The following is a 16376-nucleotide window of genomic DNA, read 5'->3' as shown; positions in this document are numbered from 1 at the left end:
CTGCGATGGGGACTCTCGCACCGAACGCGGTGCCGCTGACGACGGTGTTGAGTGACACCGTCGCAGCGGCCCGTGCCGCGGGCCGTGACGATCTGGTCGGGCGCTTGGAGACGGTCGCGGTTCGGGTGCGCGATCCGCGCCATCGGATCGTGGTCACCGGGCAACTCGGCCAGGGCAAGAGTCGGTTCGTGAACGCGTTGCTCGGCTTGGACGTATGCCGGGTGGGTGACGACACGACCACGGTGCTCCCACTGCAACTGTCCTATGGTGCTCAGCAGCGCGCGTTCTTGGTCCTCACCGCCCCCGGTGCCGATGAGACGCGGGTGGAGATCCCGTTCGACCAGCTGGGCGAGGTCGATCAGCGCAGCGCACTGGCCCAGGGCCGTCAGGTGGTGCGGATCGAGGCGGAACTGCCCAACCAGCTGCTGGCCGACGGCGTCGTGCTGATCGATACTCCTGGCGTCGGAGGCCACGGAAATGCTTGCGCCGCAGGTGTTCTCGGTATCGCTGCCGCCGCCGACGCCGTGCTCGTGCTGTCGGACGCCTCCACCGAGCTCACCGCGCCGGAGCTCACCTTCCTCCGTCAGATCCGCGAATTGTGCCCCACGGTAGCGGTTCTGCTCACCAAGACCGATCTGTACCCGCACTGGCACCAGGTGCTCGAGGCCGATCGCGCGCATCTGACCCGCGCGGAGGCCGATGTGGCCCTGATCCCGGTCTCGGCGCTGTTGCGCGCGCACGCGCTGCGTCTGCAGGACGCGCAGCTCGGCGCGGAGTCCGGATTCGGTGTGTTGTTCGGCTTCCTGCGCGATCGCGTGGTGGCCCGCGACCATGCCGCCACGCGCCATGCGGTCGCCCGTGAGTTGTCCTCGGCGGCCGAACATCTGGCGCTCGCGCTGGGCAGCGAGCTGGTCACGCTGCGTGATCCCGCGCTCGGTTCGGCCGCCGTCAACGAGCTGCAGTCGGCCCGCGCGGCGGCCGAGGACCTGCAGCGGCGAACCGCGAGCTGGCAGCAGACTCTCGCCGACGGCATCACCGATCTCGTCGGTGATGTCGATCATGACCTGCGCGAGCGCCTGCGCGGTGTTGCCCGCACCGGCCAGGAATGGATCGACGAGCACGACCCCGGGCGGCACTGGGGCGCGATCGCCGAATGGCTCACCGGCGCCGTAGACACCGCGCTCGGGGACAACCTCCTGCTCACCCATCGCCGGGCCGAACTGCTCGCCGAACGTATCGCGGGTCATTTCGCCGAGGTCGGTGCCGTCGATCTGCCCGACGTCCACGCCGGAATGGACGACGAGCGCCAGCTCGCCAGCTCGGGCTCCCTCGCCGACCTCGAACCGGACATCGGTTTCACCAGCAAAGTGCTGGTCGGTATGCGTGGTTCCTACGGCGGCGTCTTGATGGTGGGCCTGGCCACCACTTTCGCCGGGCTGGCGATGCTGAACCCGATCTCCCTCGGCGCGGGACTGATCGTGGGTGGCAAGGCCTATCGCGACGACAAGTCCGCGCGCCTGGCTCGTCGCCGGATCGAGGGGAACGCGGAGGTGCGCCGGTTCCTCGACGACGTGGCGTTCCAGGCGAGTAAGGACACCAAGGACCGGCTCCACCGTATCCACCGCGCCTTGCGTGACCATTTCGCCGGGGTGGCCGAGCGCAGCTTGCGCTCGATCGATGCGTCACTGCGGGCCGCGCAGGACGCGGCGACGATGGCCGCGACGCACCGTGCCGAGCGGACCGTCGTCCTGGAACGTCAGTTGACCGCCGTCGCCGAGCTGCGTCGCTACGCGGATTCCATGCAAGCCGAGCTGGGACGGGCCGACGGTACGGTATCTGGGTGACCCACCGTTTCGACACCGCCGCGCCGCAGGCCCAACCCGGGATCCTGGCCGAAGCGCACGAGCTGGTCGGCGCGGCGGCGCGGATACTCGGCCGGGACGAGTACGCGCGCGCCCTGCTCGCCGAGTGTGAGTACCGTCTGCGGGAGCCGTTGCGCGTCGCGCTGGCCGGTTCGATCAAAGCGGGCAAGTCGACGCTGCTGAACGCGCTGGTCGGGCAGGCTGTCGCGCCGACCGATGCCACGGAATGCACCCGCGTGGTCACCTGGTACCGCGACGGCGCCACCCCCACGGTGACCGCGCACGCGGCCGACGGTGCCCGCGCCAATGTGATCGTGCGCCGCGGCACCGGCGCGCACGGGCTCACCTTCGACCTGAGCGCTTTGAACTGGGACGGCGGACGTCCCCATGAGGTCGATCATCTCGAGGTCGGGTGGCCCTCGGCGGCGCTGGCCCAGACCACGATCATCGATACCCCCGGCACCTCGTCGCTCTCGCGCGAGGTGTCGCTGCGCACCGCGCGGCTTCTCACGCCCGCCGTGGCCGGCGCCGATGCGCGCGGGTCGGCCATCACGGCGCCCGGCGCGGACGCCGTGGTCTACCTGCTACGCCGCCTCGACGCCACCGACGTGCAGTTCCTCGAACAGATCGGCGCCGGCGCCGGTGGCGGGGGACCGCTCGGTGTGATCGGGGTGGTGTCGCGCGCCGACGAGATCGGCGCGGGCCGCATCGATGCGCTGCATTCCGCGCGTGATGTCGCGGCCCGCTTCGCCGGCGAGCTCGAACGGACCGGGTTGTGCCAGGCGGTGATTCCGGTGGCGGGGCTGCTCGCGTTCGCCGCGTCCACCCTGCGCCAGCCGGAGTTCGCCGCGTTCGAGGCGCTGGCCACGGTGCCCGCGGAGGATCTCGGTGTCGCCCTGCTCTCGGCGGACCGGTTCGCCCGCGCCGACATCGCGCTGCCGGTGGCGCCGGAACTGCGTGCGCAGCTGGCGGATCGCTTCGGCCTGTTCGGTATCCGCATGGCCACCATGCTGATCCGCCTCGGGGTCCGGGATTCGTCCTCGCTCGCCGCGGAACTGGCCGCCCGCAGCGGTATCGATGAACTGCGCTCGGTGCTCGAGGTCCAGTTCGGCCAGCGCGCCGAGGAATTGAAGGCGCATTCGGCGCTGAGCACCCTGGACCGCATCCTCGTCGCCTATTCCGGCACCGAGGCCGACCTGTTGCGGCCACGGGTCCGCGCCCGGCTCGCCGACGTGCACGGGTTCACCGAACTGCGGCTGCTCGGTCGGCTCCGCACCGACGAACTCCCGCTGCCGCCACCGGTTCTCGCCGACCTCCATCGCATCCTGGGTGGTGCGGGCGTGGCCGCCCGCCTGCGTCTCGGACTACCCGCCGACGTCGACCTGGAGACGGTGCGTGCCACGGCATTCAGCGCGGTGCGCACGTGGCGTACCCGGGCCGCCCATCCGCTGGCAGATCAAGCCACCGCGACCGCCTGCCGGGCGGCGGCCCGCAGTGCCGAGGGGATTCTGGCCGAACTGTCGGGCCCGGTCGGATAAGTACGCTCCTCCCCGAGGAACTCCCGGGTCCCGGTCAGCGCATGCCCACCGGGCCGGACAGAACTCCTACGCCCGCAGGAGGGGCACGATCTCCTCGGCCAGGTACTGCTCGACTCCGCGTCCGGCGCGCTTCGCCGCGACCACGGTTGTTCCGCGTTCGTCGGCCCCGGCGGTCAGTGTGTTCCGTGACTCCGTCTCGACGCCGCCGCCGAGGACGAGCGGGCGAACCTGCGCGCGGTCGAGGATGTCGAGCGCTTCCGCCTTCTTCCATACTGTGACGATTTCGGTTTCGAGGCCCATCGGACGCTGTTCCAGCTCAGCCGGACGGAGGTCTCCGGCGGGTCACGATGTCGCGTCGGGTGCTGCGGTTGAGCGAGGTCGGCGCAAGAATGGCCCGGGTTCGGGAAGTTTTTTCGGGCGGCGGGAATGAATCGCCGCAGCTGCTGGTTGTGCAGATCAACAACATTGAGCGTGAGTGACTCAAGTCTAGGTTGACTCGCGAGGGATCTCGAGGGCAGGATTGAGCCCACCACGCTCAGTGTTACTGAGACTGTTGCCCCTAAGTTCGTCAAACAGGAGGAATCACTATGGCTCGTGCGGTCGGAATCGACCTCGGGACCACGAACTCTGTCGTCTCCGTTCTCGAAGGCGGCGAGCCGGTCGTCGTCGCGAATTCGGAAGGCTCGCGCACCACCCCGTCGATCGTCGCGTTCGCGAAGAACGGTGAGGTTCTCGTCGGTCAGCCTGCCAAGAACCAGGCCGTCACCAACGTCGACCGCACTATCCGCTCGGTCAAGCGCCACATCGGCACCGACTGGAACGTCGAGATCGATGGCAAGAAGTACACCCCGCAGGAAATCTCCGCGCGCACGCTGATGAAGCTGAAGCGCGACGCCGAGGCCTACCTCGGTGAGGAGATCACCGACGCGGTCATCACCGTCCCGGCCTACTTCGAGGACGCCCAGCGTCAGGCCACCAAGGAAGCCGGCCAGATCGCCGGCCTGAACGTGCTGCGCATCGTCAACGAGCCCACCGCGGCCGCGCTCGCGTACGGCCTGGACAAGGGCGACAAAGAGCAGACCATCCTGGTCTTCGACCTCGGTGGCGGCACCTTCGACGTCTCGCTGCTGGAAATCGGCGAGGGCGTCGTCGAGGTCCGCGCGACCTCCGGTGACAACCACCTCGGTGGCGACGACTGGGACGAGCGGGTCGTGTCCTGGCTGGTCGACAAGTTCAAGGCGTCCTCGGGCATCGACCTGACCAAGGACAAGATGGCCATGCAGCGTCTGCGCGAGGCCGCCGAGAAGGCGAAGATCGAGCTGTCGTCGAGCCAGTCGACCTCGATCAACCTGCCCTACATCACCGTCGACGCGGACAAGAACCCGCTGTTCCTCGACGAGCAGCTGACCCGCGCCGAGTTCCAGAAGATCACCTCCGATCTGCTGGACCGCACCCGCGCGCCGTTCCAGTCCGTCATCAAGGACGCCGGCATCAACGTGGCCGACATCGACCACGTCGTGCTCGTCGGTGGCTCCACCCGTATGCCCGCCGTCTCCGACCTGGTCAAGGAACTGACCGGCGGCCGTGAGCCGAACAAGGGCGTGAACCCGGACGAGGTCGTCGCCGTCGGCGCCGCCCTGCAGGCCGGTGTGCTCAAGGGCGAGGTCAAGGACGTCCTGCTGCTCGATGTCACCCCGCTGTCGCTGGGCATCGAGACCAAGGGTGGCGTGATGACCAAGCTCATCGAGCGCAACACCACCATTCCGACCAAGCGCTCGGAGACCTTCACCACGGCCGACGACAACCAGCCGTCGGTGCAGATCCAGGTGTTCCAGGGTGAGCGCGAGATCGCCTCGCACAACAAGCTGCTCGGCTCCTTCGAGCTGACCGGCCTGCCCCCGGCCCCGCGTGGCGTGCCGCAGATCGAGGTCACCTTCGACATCGACGCCAACGGCATCGTGCACGTGACCGCCAAGGACAAGGGCACCGGCAAGGAAAACAAGATCAAGATCCAGGACGGCTCCGGCCTGTCCAAGGAAGAGATCGACCGGATGGTCAAGGACGCCGAGGCGCACGCCGCCGAGGACAAGGCCCGCCGCGAGGAGGCCGAGACCCGCAACCAGGCCGAGTCGCTGGTGCACCAGACCGAGAAGTTCATCAAGGACAACGAGGACAAGGTCCCGGCCGACATCAAGTCGAAGGTCGAAGAGGCCATCGCCGAGGCCAACACCGCGCTGGCCGGCACCGACATCGCGGCCGTGAAGACCGCGGTGGAGAAGCTGGCGACCGAGTCGCAGGCCCTGGGCCAGGCGCTCTACGAGTCGCAGGCCGCCGACGCCGCCGCCGAGGGCAACGGCGCGGGCCCGGTCGATGACGACGGTGTCGTCGACGCCGAGGTCGTGGACGAGCCGGTCGACACGGAGAAGAAGTGACCGAGGCCAACTCCGAACAGGAGCTGATCGAAGACATCGTCACCGATGCCGACTCCGCCGCCGACGTGGCGGCGGAGCCGACCACCGACGGCGAGGCCGAGGCGCCGGTCAGCGACGAGCTGGCCGAGCGCACCGCCGACCTGCAGCGGTTGACCGCGGAATACGCGAACTACCGCCGCCGGGTGGAGCGGGATCGTCAGGCCAACATCGACGCGGCCAAGGCCGCGGTGGTGACCGAGTTGCTCGGTGTGCTCGACGATCTGGACCGGGCCAGGGCGCACGGCGACCTGGAGACCGGCCCGCTCAAGGCCGTCGCCGACAAGCTCGAGACCGCGCTGACCAAGCAGGGTCTCGTCGAATTCGGCAGCGTCGGTGACCCGTTCGACCCCACGCTGCACGAGGCCGTGCAGCACGAGGGTTCGGGCGCGGATCCGGTGATCGGCCTGGTCATGCGCAAGGGCTATCGGTTCGGCGAACGGGTGCTTCGGCACGCGCTGGTCGGGGTAACCGATGCCGAGGCCGTGGGGGCATCGGATTCGGATGCCGACGGCGACAACCAATAGGAACGCGCCGCGAACGACGGGCCCGGAGGCGGTAGCGGAGCGTAACCACGCAGGGCCCCGAGAGCGGCGCAATTCAACACAGAGAGGAGGAGATGCCCGGTGAGCCAACGGGAGTGGATCGAGAAGGACTTCTACAAGGAGCTGGGTGTCTCCTCCGGCGCCTCGCAGGACGAGATCAAGAAGGCCTACCGCAAGCTCGCCCGCGACCTGCATCCGGACTCCAACCCGGGTGACACCAAGGCCGAGGAGCGGTTCAAGGCGGTCAGCGAGGCCAATGCCGTGCTGTCGGATCCGGCCAAGCGCAAGGAGTACGACGAGACGCGCCGCCTGTTCGCGGGCGGTGGCGGTCGTGGCTACGGCGGTGGCGGGTTCACCCCCGGCGCCGGCGCCGGCTTCTCGCAGGACTTCAACATCGGTGACATCTTCGGCCAGGCCGGCGGCGCCGGTGCCGGCGACGGCGGGCTCGGCGATCTGCTGGGCGGGCTGTTCAACCGGGGTGGCGCGCGCGGCGCGAGCCGTCCGCGCCGGGGCGCCGATGTGGAGACCGAGACGACGCTGGGCTTCCGCGAGGCGGCCCAGGGCGTCACCGTCCCGCTGCGGATGACCAGTCCGTCGCCGTGCACCACGTGCCACGGCAGCGGCGCCAAGCCGGGCACCAGCCCGCGAGTGTGTCCGCACTGCAACGGTTCCGGTGTGGTCAGCCGTAATCAGGGCGCGTTCGGTTTCAGCGAGCCCTGCGACGACTGCCGCGGCACCGGGTCGATCATCGACGATCCGTGCACGGACTGCTCGGGCACCGGCATCCAGAACCGCACCCGCACGATCACCGTCCGGATTCCGCCCGGTGTCAGTGACGGACAGAAGATCCGGTTGGCCGGGCAGGGCGAAGCGGGCTTGCGTGGGGCGCCCTCGGGCGACCTCTACGTGACCGTGCACGTCAGCCAGGACAAGGTGTTCGGCCGTCAGGGCGACGACCTCACCCTGGTGCTCCCGGTGAGCTACAGCGAATTGGTGCTGGGGACAACTGTTTCCGTGCCGACGCTGGACGGCCGGGTCGGTGTGAAGGTGCCGCCGGGCACCGCCGACGGGCGTATCCTGCGGGTACGCGGTCGCGGTGTGCCCAAGCGCGGCGCGGCGGGCGGCGCCGGTGACCTGCTGGTCACGGTGAAGGTCGCGGTTCCGCAGAACCTGGATTCCGATGCCACCGATGCGCTCAAGCGCTATCAGGAGGCGGAGAAGGCGGGTGGCTTCGATCCGCGTGCGGGATGGGCGGGTGCTTGACGATGTCCGATAATCCGAAGTCCGCGTCGGGTGGGGCCTCGCGTGCCGAGTTCTTCATGATCTCGGTGGCGGCTCAGCTGGCGGGTATGCACGCGCAGACGTTGCGCACCTATGACCGGCTGGGTTTGGTCACGCCTCAACGCACTTCGGGTGGCGGACGCCGGTACTCGGCCCGCGATGTCGAGCTGCTGCGCGAAGTGCAGCGGCTGTCGCAGGACGAGGGTGTCAACCTCGCCGGCATCAAGCGCATCATCGAACTCACCAACCAGGTGGAGGCGCTGCAGCAGCGCGTCGAGGAGATGAGCGCCGAGCTGGAGCAGTTGCGGGCGGGCTACCGGCCCGACCTGTCGCCGCCCCAGCGCAGCACCGCGCTCGTGGTCTGGCAGCCACGGCATCGGCGCTGAGGTCCACGTTTCGGCCGAGCCCCCGGTTCGCGATCCGCTCCCGCGGTCGCGGGCCGGGGGCTCGGCCGTCGGTCGGTCAACCCCCGGCGACCGTCTGGTGATTCTCCAGCAACCTCTTTATTCGTGATCTTGCTCATCCCCTACCCTGGCGCAACGCTGTGAGGTGCGGATATATCTCGGAACCATCACGGAAGTTTGCTGGGAGGACGCTGAATTCGGACCAATCGGAGCCTGTTTCCGCAGGAGAATCGCAGCTCTCCGACACACCGTCCCCGCGTGTCGCGGCACGGCGCGTCGGATTTCGGGGCCCCGGATTCGTTGCGGAAGAGTCGCTCTACCAGGCACATTGGTGCGAGATCGGTGCTTTTGCGGGCAAGATCAGCAAAGTGTGAGGTCGTGTTCACCGGTCCTTAACGATCTTGGGGTATGTTTTCAGGTGATACTGATGAGTACTATCTGGTTTTCACAGAATTACATGCGTGATGTTTAAGAGTACGATTCCGAAGCTGGCAAACCTCGCCTAGACTTCTCGCATCGGCTGCTGACGAGTGTCCTCCCAGCCCGTCACTCGCCGGCGCGGCTAGCGTTCGATGGCGAAACGAGGTTGTGACACATATGGATTCGCGGACTGTCGCTTTGATCCGAACTACGTTCAAGGCGGTTGCTGCGGAAGACGGTGGGCCCGAGAAGCTAGCCAGGTCGTTCTACTCGATCCTGTTCACGGACTATCCCGGAATCCGTGACTACTTCCCGGCCGCCATGGACTCCCAGCGTGACCGGCTCGTCAAGGCGATCTCCTACGCGCTCGACCGGCTGGAAGAACCGGACAAGCTGCTTCCCTTCCTGGCCCAGCTCGGGCGCGATCACCGCAAGTACGGTGTGCAACCCGCGCACTACGTCGCGGTCGCCAATTCGCTGAAGTCGGCCATGCGCCAGTTCGCCGGGACCGAGATGTGGACCGACGAGGTCGCCAGCGCCTGGGACGAGGGCCTGGCCACCATCAGCGGCGCGATGATCAGCGCCGCCGACAAGGAGACCACCCCCGCCGCCTGGAGCGCGACCGTGGTCGAACGCCGGGAGGTGCTGCGCAACCTCGCGGTCATCCGGGTCCAGCTCGAGCAGCCCATGCAGTACGCGGCCGGCCAGTACCTCAGTGTCCAGGTGCCCGCGCGGCCCCGGATGTGGCGCTACCTGTCCCCGGCCAACCCGGCGAACGCCAACGGTGAGATCGAGTTCCACGTGCGCAGCGTGCTCGGCGGCTGGGTGAGCCCGGCCATGGTCTCGCACACCACCGTCGGCGACCAATGGCTGCTCGGTTCTCCGCTCGGCGGGCTCGGCGTGCCGCGCAACACCAAACGCAAGATGCTGATGGTCGGCTGCGGCACCGGCATCGCGCCGCTGCGCGCGCAGATCATGTCGATGGCCCAGCGCCGGGTGAACCCGAAGGTCCACCTGTTCGTCGGCGGCCACCACCCGTGCGACCTCTACGACCTGCAGGTGCTGAGCCAGCTGGCCGTCGCCAACAAGTGGCTCACCGTCACCCCCGTCAGCGAGAGCGACGAGAACCCCTGGTGGTACTACGATTCCGGCGAACCGCAGGCCGACCTACCCGGCCTCGAGCCCCGGATGACCGGCCAGATCGGCAAGGTCGTCGCCAGCTACGGCCCCTGGGCCGATCGCGACGTCCAGATCGTCGGCTCCCCCTCGATGGTCCAGACCACCAAGTTCCGCCTGATGGCCGCGGGCACCCAGGCCAAGTCGATCCGCCACGACCCCCTGTTCTAGGCCCGAGGTTCGCTCGGATGGGTGAACTTCGGGGTCGACGATCGAGATCTGCAGCGCTCGCGGCACATACCGGTGTCCGATAGCGTCGCACCCGATGAGTACTCCTGGGGGAGCGAACGGTCAGTCGTTGTCGGTGGTTCCGACGAAGTGCGCGATGTCGGTCGATATGTCTACGCGTCGCGGAGGCGCTACGGACCGCGTTGGGCTCGGCGAGCCGCGAGGTCGAAACACTGCTCACCGGAGGATGGACCGGGGATCTGGCCGATGATTTCCGCACCGGCTGGACCGAAACCAATGATGGCGGGACTCAGATCTGTAGGGCGCTGACCAGCATGGCCGAGAAGCTGGGCGTCACCGCCGACAACTTCCAGAACCAGGACGCCGCAACGTCCTAGACGGGATTCGCCGAATCGCGGAGGGGTTCAACAATTCGACCGGGTATCTCGAGATTTCCGATGCTGAGATTGGATCGAGCGAAGTTTTTCGTGCGGCGATCACATCGGCTGGTCGTAAGCGTCTGAACGAGCTGGGTGACCCGTATGAAGTATCCGGGGATCCGTGGTCCGATGATCCCCTTCTGCGGGCAGTGGGCCCTGTTCTAGGCCCCCTCGGCGATGATGTTCGTCGGGGGAGTGCCCGTTTCGATGAGGCGGTCGACCGTGGTGCGGACCATGGCGGGGGAGCCGCAGACCAGGACCTGGTGCTGATCGAAGGGGCCGTGCGCGGCGGCGACGTCGGCGAGTGTGCCGTGCAGCATCTCGGCGGGGGCGAAGCCGATGTCGACGCGGGAGTGCTCGTGCCATTCGTCGCGGATCGGCGGATCGTCGGGGCTCTCGACCACGGGAATCACCGTCAGCCAGGGCAATTCGCCCGACAGCAGGAACAGCATGTCGGCGGCGTAGAGGTCGCGCGGGGAGCGGCCACCGTAGAAGAGATAGGTGCGCGGCGGGTTCTCGCGCCGGGCCAGGTCGAGGATCTGCGCGCGCATCGGCGCCAGGCCGGTGCCGCCCGCGATCATCACCACCTCGGTGGCCTCGGGATCGATGTGGAAGATGCCGTAGGGCGCGTTGATCCGCCACTGGTCGCCGGGCTTGGTGTCGGCGACGATCGAACTCGAGCACCAGCCGCCGGGCACCGTGCGCACATGGAATTCCAGTTTGCCGTCGAGTGACGGCGGCAGCGCGGGCGAGAGCCTGCGCCGCACGCCGGGGTGCTGAGGCACCTCGACTTCGACCGAACCGCCCGCCGCGAACGGCACGAAGTCGCCGATCAGCCGGATCACGGCGAGGTCGTTGCGCAGGCGGTGGTGGCCGACGACGGTCGCCGTCCAGGCCGGATCGGGAATCTCGCTCATCGGTCTCTTTCGCGAAACGGGTAGTGCGGGACGGGTTCTCAGCCGACGGGGTCGGCGGCGATGATCTCCGGTGGGGTGCCGGCCCGGATCAGCGCGCGGCGGGTGTCGGCGATCATCCGGGGTGAGCCGGCGAGCTGGATCTGCCGGTCGGCCCACGCGCCGAAGCTGGTCACCACCGCACCCAGGTTACCGACCAGGCGACGGTACATGCCGCTCGGTGCGGACGCGGGCCGCTGCGGATACCACCACGGGTCGTCGCGTTCCTCGCACACCGGCACCACCGTCAGCCACGGGTTGGACTGGGACAGCTGCCACATGTTGTCGACGTCGTAGAGGTCGCCCGGGAAGTGCCCGCCGACGAAGAAGTGCACGCGCGGATTGATGCCGCGCTGACTCATCTCGATCAGCTGCGCGCGCAGCGGCGCGATACCGGTGCCGGAGCCGATGAACAGCACATCGCGCCCGGACTCCCGGTCGACGTGCAGGCCGCCGAGCGGACCGGCGATCTTCCATCGATCACCGACCTTGGTGTCGTTGACGATCGCGGGACTCACCCAGCCGCCGCTGATCCGGCGCACATGGAATTCGATCTCGCCATACGGATTCGCGGGGATCGCGGGGGAGAAGTAGCGCCACATGTTCGGCCGCTGCGGCACCTGCACGGGCACGTATTGGCCCGCCTTGAACGGGATCGGCCCGTCGGCCTGCAGCCGCACGATGGCCAGATCGTCGAGCACCTTGCGATGCCCGACCACCGTCGCTCCCCAGAACGGCTGCGATTTGTCCTCGTTGGCGCCGATCGCCATCGAGGCCGAGACGAGGATGGTGATATCGCTCCAGCCCTCGTGCAGTTCCCTGGTCCACCGGTTGCCGTGGAAGGAGCGCAGCGCCGAGAGCAACGCCCGGCCCGCCATGTCGTAGTGGTCCGCCTCGACGCCGTATTTCCGGTGGTCGCGGGCCAGTTGCTCGAGGAACTTCTGCGCGCGCTCGAAGTCCTCCAGGTTGTCCAGGACATACTGCAGCGCCGTCACCAGGCGCTTGGGCATCATGTCCATCGCGGGGGGGAACAGCTCCCGTAACGCCGGGTTCTGCGCGAACAGGTGACCGTAGAAAGCGCTGATCAGCCGCTCGGGGCCACCGGGTGTCTCTGACACCCCGCGGAAATCGGCGCGGACCAGCGCAAGCGAACGCGCATCCACGTCGTCAAGCTCCCTTTCCCTGAAATTGCTGCGATGTGGCCCCGCCTCGCGACGGGTGCCTCCTCAAGTATCCCCCGAAACATGCCGCTGGGTGCAGGGATGCTCGTCACGGTCCCATTCGCCGGACGGATCGTAAGCCGTCGATCGCGGGTTGGCACGATGTCGCCGTCATCGATATGGGTCGGTGATCTTCCGCCCGAAGCGAGACCTGGCCACACGCCGCGATAGCTTCCGCGAACGATCTGCCGCTCTACACGAGCAGTGTCGATGCCTTCCGCGGCCTGGCCCGGGTGCGCACCCGAATAGCGGTGGAAATGGACGGGCAGGACGAGGCGGCGGAATGCCCGTCGATGATGCGGGTCATCTCGGAGTCGTGCGCTGCTCTGGTTCGGTGTGGTACGGATCGGTGATCCGCCGGAGTTCGATCAGGGTGTGCCGTAGGTCGTTGGCGGCGGGTTGTCCCAGATGGGTGATCCACTCTGCCTCTACCTTCGATGCTGTCCGGTTCGCCAGTTCCACGGCGCGTCTGCCCTTCTCGGCCAGGCGCAGCTGCCGGGCGCGTCCGTCGCTGGGGTCGGGATGCCGCTCGAGGTATCCGTTGCGAACGACCTGATCGACGAGCACCTTCGCGGTCTGCTTGGTGATCTGTGCCTGGGCGGCCAGCTCGGTCAGGCGCGACCCCTCCGGCCCGATCCGGGCGACCAGGCGTGCCTGGGCCGGGGTGAGATCGTCGAACCCGCCCTGGGCCAGTGCGAGGAGTACCCGCCGCTCCATCTCCCGATAGGGAACGAAGAGGAGAACCCCGAGGTTGAGTGCGTCGTCGCTCATCTCACTCCTTGATTCGGTCAGCTTCACTGACTATATTAGTCAGAAAGGCTGACGAATTGGAGGCCGTGGTTATGGATGTCGATCAGCACTGGCGGATCATCGCCGAGCAGCGCCGCGCCATCGCGCACCTGCTCACCACCCTCACCCCCGCGGAGCTGGACAGTCCTTCCCGCTGTGACGGCTGGCGCATCCGCGACGTCGCCGCGCACGTGGCCCTGGCCCCACAACCACCCGGTCCCCTCGGCATGCTCCGCGAAGCCGCCCGCGCCCGGGGCAGCTTCCACCGCCTCAACCACGACCTCGCCGTCCGCCACGCCGACGCCACCCCCGACCTCGCCGCCGAACTGTCGGCCGTAGCCGACTCTCGCCGCCTGCCCGCGGTCACCAACTACCGCAACATCCATTTCGACGTCATCGTGCACGCCCAGGACATCGCCCGCCCCCTCGGCCGCACTATCGCTGTCGACCCGGCCGCGGCAGCCGTTGCTGCCCAACGGGTCTGGACCATGGGCTGGCCGTTCTGGGCCAAGCGCCGTCTCGGCGACGTCACCCTCGTGGCCGAGGATTCGTCCTGGACCGTCGGCTCCGGCCCCGAGATCCGCGGCACCACCCTCGACCTGCTCCTGCTCCTCACCGGACGCGAGGTTCCCGGCCTCGTCCGCCGCTGAATCAGCCGACGATCAACCGGACCGCCGCGCGTCCTCCCCGATCCCGACCTTCTTGCCGACGATGTGCTGGACCAGCGCGGGCTCCGGCGGCACCCCGTACGAGCGCAGGTGGTGCGGGGCCGCCCCCGGCCACCCGAACACTCCGTCGGTGTGGAAGTTCGACGGCACATCCCGAACCCGCGCGTCGAAGTCGTCGGTGTCCGAGCTGCGCGCACTCGAAATCACCGGCGCGTGCGGGAGAGGAGCCGGTATTCGATCGCGGATCAGCGGGTGCGGACCGGGCCGATTCACCACCGGTTTGCCCTCGGATCGCGCCCGCCGAACGGCGCCGAAAGTCGAAGTCCACTCATGGCCGGCCCACCTGCGCGGCCCCGCTCCAGCCCCCTTTCCCATGCTAATGTCCCAGGTCAGAGCAGTGGACGGCGAGAAGGGGTGGGGATTGAAACGCGCAGGTACGGCAGTGATCGTGGCGGGGCTCGCGGTGGTCGGGCTGGCGGGGTGCGACGCGGGGGAGAGCTCGTCCAACGGCGCGACCACGACGGCGAAGCCGGTGCTGTGGAATCCGTGCACGGAGATTTCCGATGACGCGCTGACGGCGGCGGGGGTGGATCCGGCGAGTGAGGAAAAGGGTGTCGCGGGGGTTCCGCAGTCGGGGTGGGAGATCTGTGGATGGGATGGCCCGACATTCGCCGTGACCGTCTACGCCACGAACAAGACGGTGGATCAGTTCAAGTCCAAGCCCGGCAATGTCGACTTCCGCGCTGTCACGATCGCCGGCCGAACCGGCGAAGAGTTCCGCGTCGACGGCGCATCGAAGAAGCTCGACTGCAATGCCGTGTTCCCGGTCGCGCAGGGCGTCGTGCAGTTGCAGATCCTGAATCGCGCGAGCTTGGACGGGCTGACGGATCCGTGTGTGTCCTTGGCGCGAGTGGGCGAGACCCTCGTGCCGACATTCCCGAACTGAGGGGGCGAAACGGTCATGGCTGAATCCCCGTATTCGGACCTGCTCGGCAAGACTCGCGCGGGCGAGGTCTACCTGAACGACGACGCGGCCGCGTACCACATGTACAAGGCTTGCGATAAGCGGCTCACCGACCTCGATTCGCTACGCGCCGTGGCCATTCGAGCGCAGGCCGTCAGCGGCTTCGGTGACTTCGACATGGCGAGACAGCTGGAGAAGCAGTTCCTCCGGCAAGCCACCGGCGACGACAATTCCGTCGACGCCGTCATCATGAAAGACATCGAAGCGGTCAAACAACTGCGCGAAGTCTTCTCCCTGTCCTTCAAACGCCTCACCGGCCAGGACATCGAGAACGCCGATGCCCTCGACTACACCACCGAGCAGGTGAAGTAGATGCAGCCCGATATCGCGGGACTCGACCTCTTCGGCGGTCTTCGCAATTTCGTCCTGTCCCCGTTCGGCGATGACGGTGAACTCGACGCCGCCGATATCGCCGACATCCAGGATCGGTACAACGATCAGCGCACGACGAACCGTCAGAAGGCCGCTGAGCTGGGATTCGACGGCGAGTACCGGCCCAATATGGTGACGAAGACCGACGACTTCGAGGGGACCGTCGCCGAGCTGCGGGCCAAGGTGGACAAGATCGACCTCGACGCCGTCAACGACCTGATCGGCGCGTGGAACGAGATCGCGACCCGCAACAGCACCTCGCTCGACGAGTTCCGCAAGCAGCTCACTCGCGGCATGGCACCCGAGGTCTGGTCCGGCGCCGCCGCGACCGCGGCAGCGGAAGCCGTGGCGGCATACGATGCCACGGGCAAGAGGGTCACCACCGCCGCCGCGCTCACCAAGAGCAAGTTGGACGAACTGCGCACCGGCCTCGAACCGACCAAGCGCCTTGTTCCGTTCGAGCCCGAACATCGCAGCGGCCTCGACAACTTCGGTGGGCTCTTCACCGGACGCGCCTGGCGTAATGACGATGTCGCCAAGGAGAACGCCCGAGTCGAGGCGGTGCGCGTCCTGACGTCCGTCTACGCCCCGGTGATTCTCGAATCCGATACCAGGGTTCCGGTCATTCCCCTCCCGAAGACCCTCGACAACGGTGGCGGCGATCCCGCCGACCACGGGGGATCGACCAGGCCGAACTCGAACAATCCGAATTCGTCCGGCCCGGGCACCGAGCAGCAGGCGACCGAACCCGCGTCCACCACACCGGCATCGACCACGCCGTCCGATAACGACACCACCGGCGACGACACGACCGACGACGATTCGACCGCACCGCAGTCGACCGATCCCGGCACGACCACCCCGGCCGCCACGACACCGAGCGGTGCCGCACCCGGATCCGGGTCGCCGTCCGGATCACCGGGCGGCGCGGGAACTCCCGGCTCCGGCTCGCCGGGTTCGCCCGCTGCGGGCAGCGCGGTCCCCGGTGGCGGCGCGGCCGCCGGGACCACGGCGGCGGGCGCGCGGGCCGCGGGCGCGGGCGGCGGGG

Annotated in this window: 17 protein-coding genes; 12 read left to right on the top strand and 5 right to left on the bottom strand. The window is 68.0% G+C overall.

The genetic code is table 11. From position 1 onward, the window contains the following. The first annotated feature begins 5 nt into the window (after window positions 1-5). Both Q7X29_RS00085 and Q7X29_RS00080 read left to right on the top strand, forming a co-directional pair. Window positions 6-1844: a dynamin family protein gene (locus Q7X29_RS00085; protein WP_218716160.1), complete on the top strand. Its 1839-nt coding sequence runs from the start codon at window positions 6-8 to the stop codon at window positions 1842-1844. Continuing rightward, window positions 1841-3400: a dynamin family protein gene (locus tag Q7X29_RS00080; protein WP_394358644.1), complete on the top strand. Its 1560-nt coding sequence runs from the start codon at window positions 1841-1843 to the stop codon at window positions 3398-3400. Before Q7X29_RS00085 ends, Q7X29_RS00080 begins: the two co-directional genes overlap by 4 nt. Before the next feature lie 66 nt (window positions 3401-3466). Here Q7X29_RS00080 and Q7X29_RS00075 read toward each other — a convergent pair whose 3' ends face one another. After that, entirely contained in the window at window positions 3467-3700 is a 234-nt protein-coding gene (locus tag Q7X29_RS00075; RefSeq protein ID WP_218716161.1) for a hypothetical protein, read from the bottom strand. Window positions 3701-3987: 287 nt separating this feature from the next. Here Q7X29_RS00075 and dnaK point away from each other — a divergent pair, with 287 nt between their 5' ends. From dnaK to Q7X29_RS00045, 6 genes are all read left to right on the top strand, one after another. Further along, entirely contained in the window at window positions 3988-5832 is a 1845-nt protein-coding gene (gene dnaK, locus Q7X29_RS00070) for a molecular chaperone DnaK (RefSeq protein WP_218716162.1), read from the top strand. A 35-nt stretch (window positions 5833-5867) separates the two neighbouring features. After that, window positions 5868-6395, top strand: coding sequence for a nucleotide exchange factor GrpE (gene grpE, locus Q7X29_RS00065; RefSeq protein WP_374104819.1), 528 nt, complete (start codon window positions 5868-5870; stop codon window positions 6393-6395). A gap of 99 nt (window positions 6396-6494) precedes the next feature. Next, complete coding sequence (dnaJ, locus tag Q7X29_RS00060) at window positions 6495-7676, top strand: molecular chaperone DnaJ (protein ID WP_218716164.1); 1182 nt, start codon at window positions 6495-6497, stop codon at window positions 7674-7676. A 2-nt stretch (window positions 7677-7678) separates the two neighbouring features. After that, window positions 7679-8080, top strand: a complete 402-nt coding sequence (locus Q7X29_RS00055) for a heat shock protein transcriptional repressor HspR (RefSeq protein WP_218716165.1) — start codon at window positions 7679-7681, stop codon at window positions 8078-8080. 615 nt (window positions 8081-8695) lie between these two features. Further along, on the top strand, window positions 8696-9865 hold the full coding sequence (locus Q7X29_RS00050; protein ID WP_218716166.1) for a globin domain-containing protein: 1170 nt from the start codon (window positions 8696-8698) through the stop codon (window positions 9863-9865). 200 nt (window positions 9866-10065) lie between these two features. Beyond that, the gene (locus tag Q7X29_RS00045) at window positions 10066-10260 is read left to right on the top strand and encodes a WXG100 family type VII secretion target (RefSeq protein WP_316572965.1); all 195 of its coding nucleotides are present in this window, start codon (window positions 10066-10068) and stop codon (window positions 10258-10260) included. A gap of 203 nt (window positions 10261-10463) precedes the next feature. On the opposite strand, the gene Q7X29_RS00040 is transcribed toward Q7X29_RS00045, so the two are convergent. The 3 genes from Q7X29_RS00040 to Q7X29_RS00030 all read right to left on the bottom strand — a co-directional run bounded on the left by Q7X29_RS00040 (window position 10464) and on the right by Q7X29_RS00030 (window position 13246). Continuing rightward, window positions 10464-11219, bottom strand: a complete 756-nt coding sequence (locus tag Q7X29_RS00040; RefSeq protein WP_218716167.1) for an FAD-binding oxidoreductase — start codon at window positions 11217-11219, stop codon at window positions 10464-10466. Window positions 11220-11257: 38 nt separating this feature from the next. Next, window positions 11258-12418 (bottom strand): FAD-binding oxidoreductase, encoded by a 1161-nt coding sequence (locus Q7X29_RS00035; protein ID WP_218716168.1) that lies wholly within the window; start codon window positions 12416-12418, stop codon window positions 11258-11260. A 360-nt stretch (window positions 12419-12778) separates the two neighbouring features. Further along, window positions 12779-13246 (bottom strand): MarR family winged helix-turn-helix transcriptional regulator, encoded by a 468-nt coding sequence (locus Q7X29_RS00030; RefSeq protein WP_316572964.1) that lies wholly within the window; start codon window positions 13244-13246, stop codon window positions 12779-12781. Between the two features lie 71 nt (window positions 13247-13317). On the opposite strand from Q7X29_RS00030, the gene Q7X29_RS00025 reads away from it, so the two are divergent. Continuing rightward, window positions 13318-13914: a maleylpyruvate isomerase family mycothiol-dependent enzyme gene (locus Q7X29_RS00025; RefSeq protein ID WP_218716170.1), complete on the top strand. Its 597-nt coding sequence runs from the start codon at window positions 13318-13320 to the stop codon at window positions 13912-13914. A 12-nt stretch (window positions 13915-13926) separates the two neighbouring features. Here Q7X29_RS00025 and Q7X29_RS00020 read toward each other — a convergent pair whose 3' ends face one another. Beyond that, entirely contained in the window at window positions 13927-14139 is a 213-nt protein-coding gene (locus tag Q7X29_RS00020; RefSeq protein ID WP_316572963.1) for a hypothetical protein, read from the bottom strand. A gap of 190 nt (window positions 14140-14329) precedes the next feature. On the opposite strand from Q7X29_RS00020, the gene Q7X29_RS00015 reads away from it, so the two are divergent. From Q7X29_RS00015 to Q7X29_RS00005, 3 genes are all read left to right on the top strand, one after another. Next, the gene (locus tag Q7X29_RS00015) at window positions 14330-14878 is read left to right on the top strand and encodes a DUF3558 domain-containing protein (protein WP_316572962.1); all 549 of its coding nucleotides are present in this window, start codon (window positions 14330-14332) and stop codon (window positions 14876-14878) included. Window positions 14879-14893: 15 nt separating this feature from the next. Beyond that, window positions 14894-15268: a hypothetical protein gene (locus Q7X29_RS00010; RefSeq protein WP_218716173.1), complete on the top strand. Its 375-nt coding sequence runs from the start codon at window positions 14894-14896 to the stop codon at window positions 15266-15268. Then, window positions 15269-16376 (top strand): hypothetical protein (locus tag Q7X29_RS00005; RefSeq protein WP_316572961.1); only part of this gene is annotated, 1108 nt, incomplete at its 3' end.

The organism is Nocardia canadensis (assembly GCF_032656385.1).
GTDB classification, from domain to species: domain Bacteria; phylum Actinomycetota; class Actinomycetes; order Mycobacteriales; family Mycobacteriaceae; genus Nocardia; species Nocardia canadensis.
The sequence above is the reverse complement of the archived record's forward strand: the minus strand, read 5'-3'. Positions and strand labels throughout refer to the sequence as shown.

Coding starts and splice junctions, on each gene's coding strand:
- Q7X29_RS00085 (WP_218716160.1), top strand. CDS start 6: ATGGGGACTCTCGCACCGAACGCGGTGCCGCTGACGACGGTGTTGAGT.
- Q7X29_RS00075 (WP_218716161.1), bottom strand. CDS start 3,700: ATGGGCCTCGAAACCGAAATCGTCACAGTATGGAAGAAGGCGGAAGCG.
- dnaK (WP_218716162.1), top strand. CDS start 3,988: ATGGCTCGTGCGGTCGGAATCGACCTCGGGACCACGAACTCTGTCGTC.
- Q7X29_RS00055 (WP_218716165.1), top strand. CDS start 7,679: ATGTCCGATAATCCGAAGTCCGCGTCGGGTGGGGCCTCGCGTGCCGAG.
- Q7X29_RS00050 (WP_218716166.1), top strand. CDS start 8,696: ATGGATTCGCGGACTGTCGCTTTGATCCGAACTACGTTCAAGGCGGTT.
- Q7X29_RS00040 (WP_218716167.1), bottom strand. CDS start 11,219: ATGAGCGAGATTCCCGATCCGGCCTGGACGGCGACCGTCGTCGGCCAC.
- Q7X29_RS00030 (WP_316572964.1), bottom strand. CDS start 13,246: ATGAGCGACGACGCACTCAACCTCGGGGTTCTCCTCTTCGTTCCCTAT.
- Q7X29_RS00025 (WP_218716170.1), top strand. CDS start 13,318: ATGGATGTCGATCAGCACTGGCGGATCATCGCCGAGCAGCGCCGCGCC.
- Q7X29_RS00010 (WP_218716173.1), top strand. CDS start 14,894: ATGGCTGAATCCCCGTATTCGGACCTGCTCGGCAAGACTCGCGCGGGC.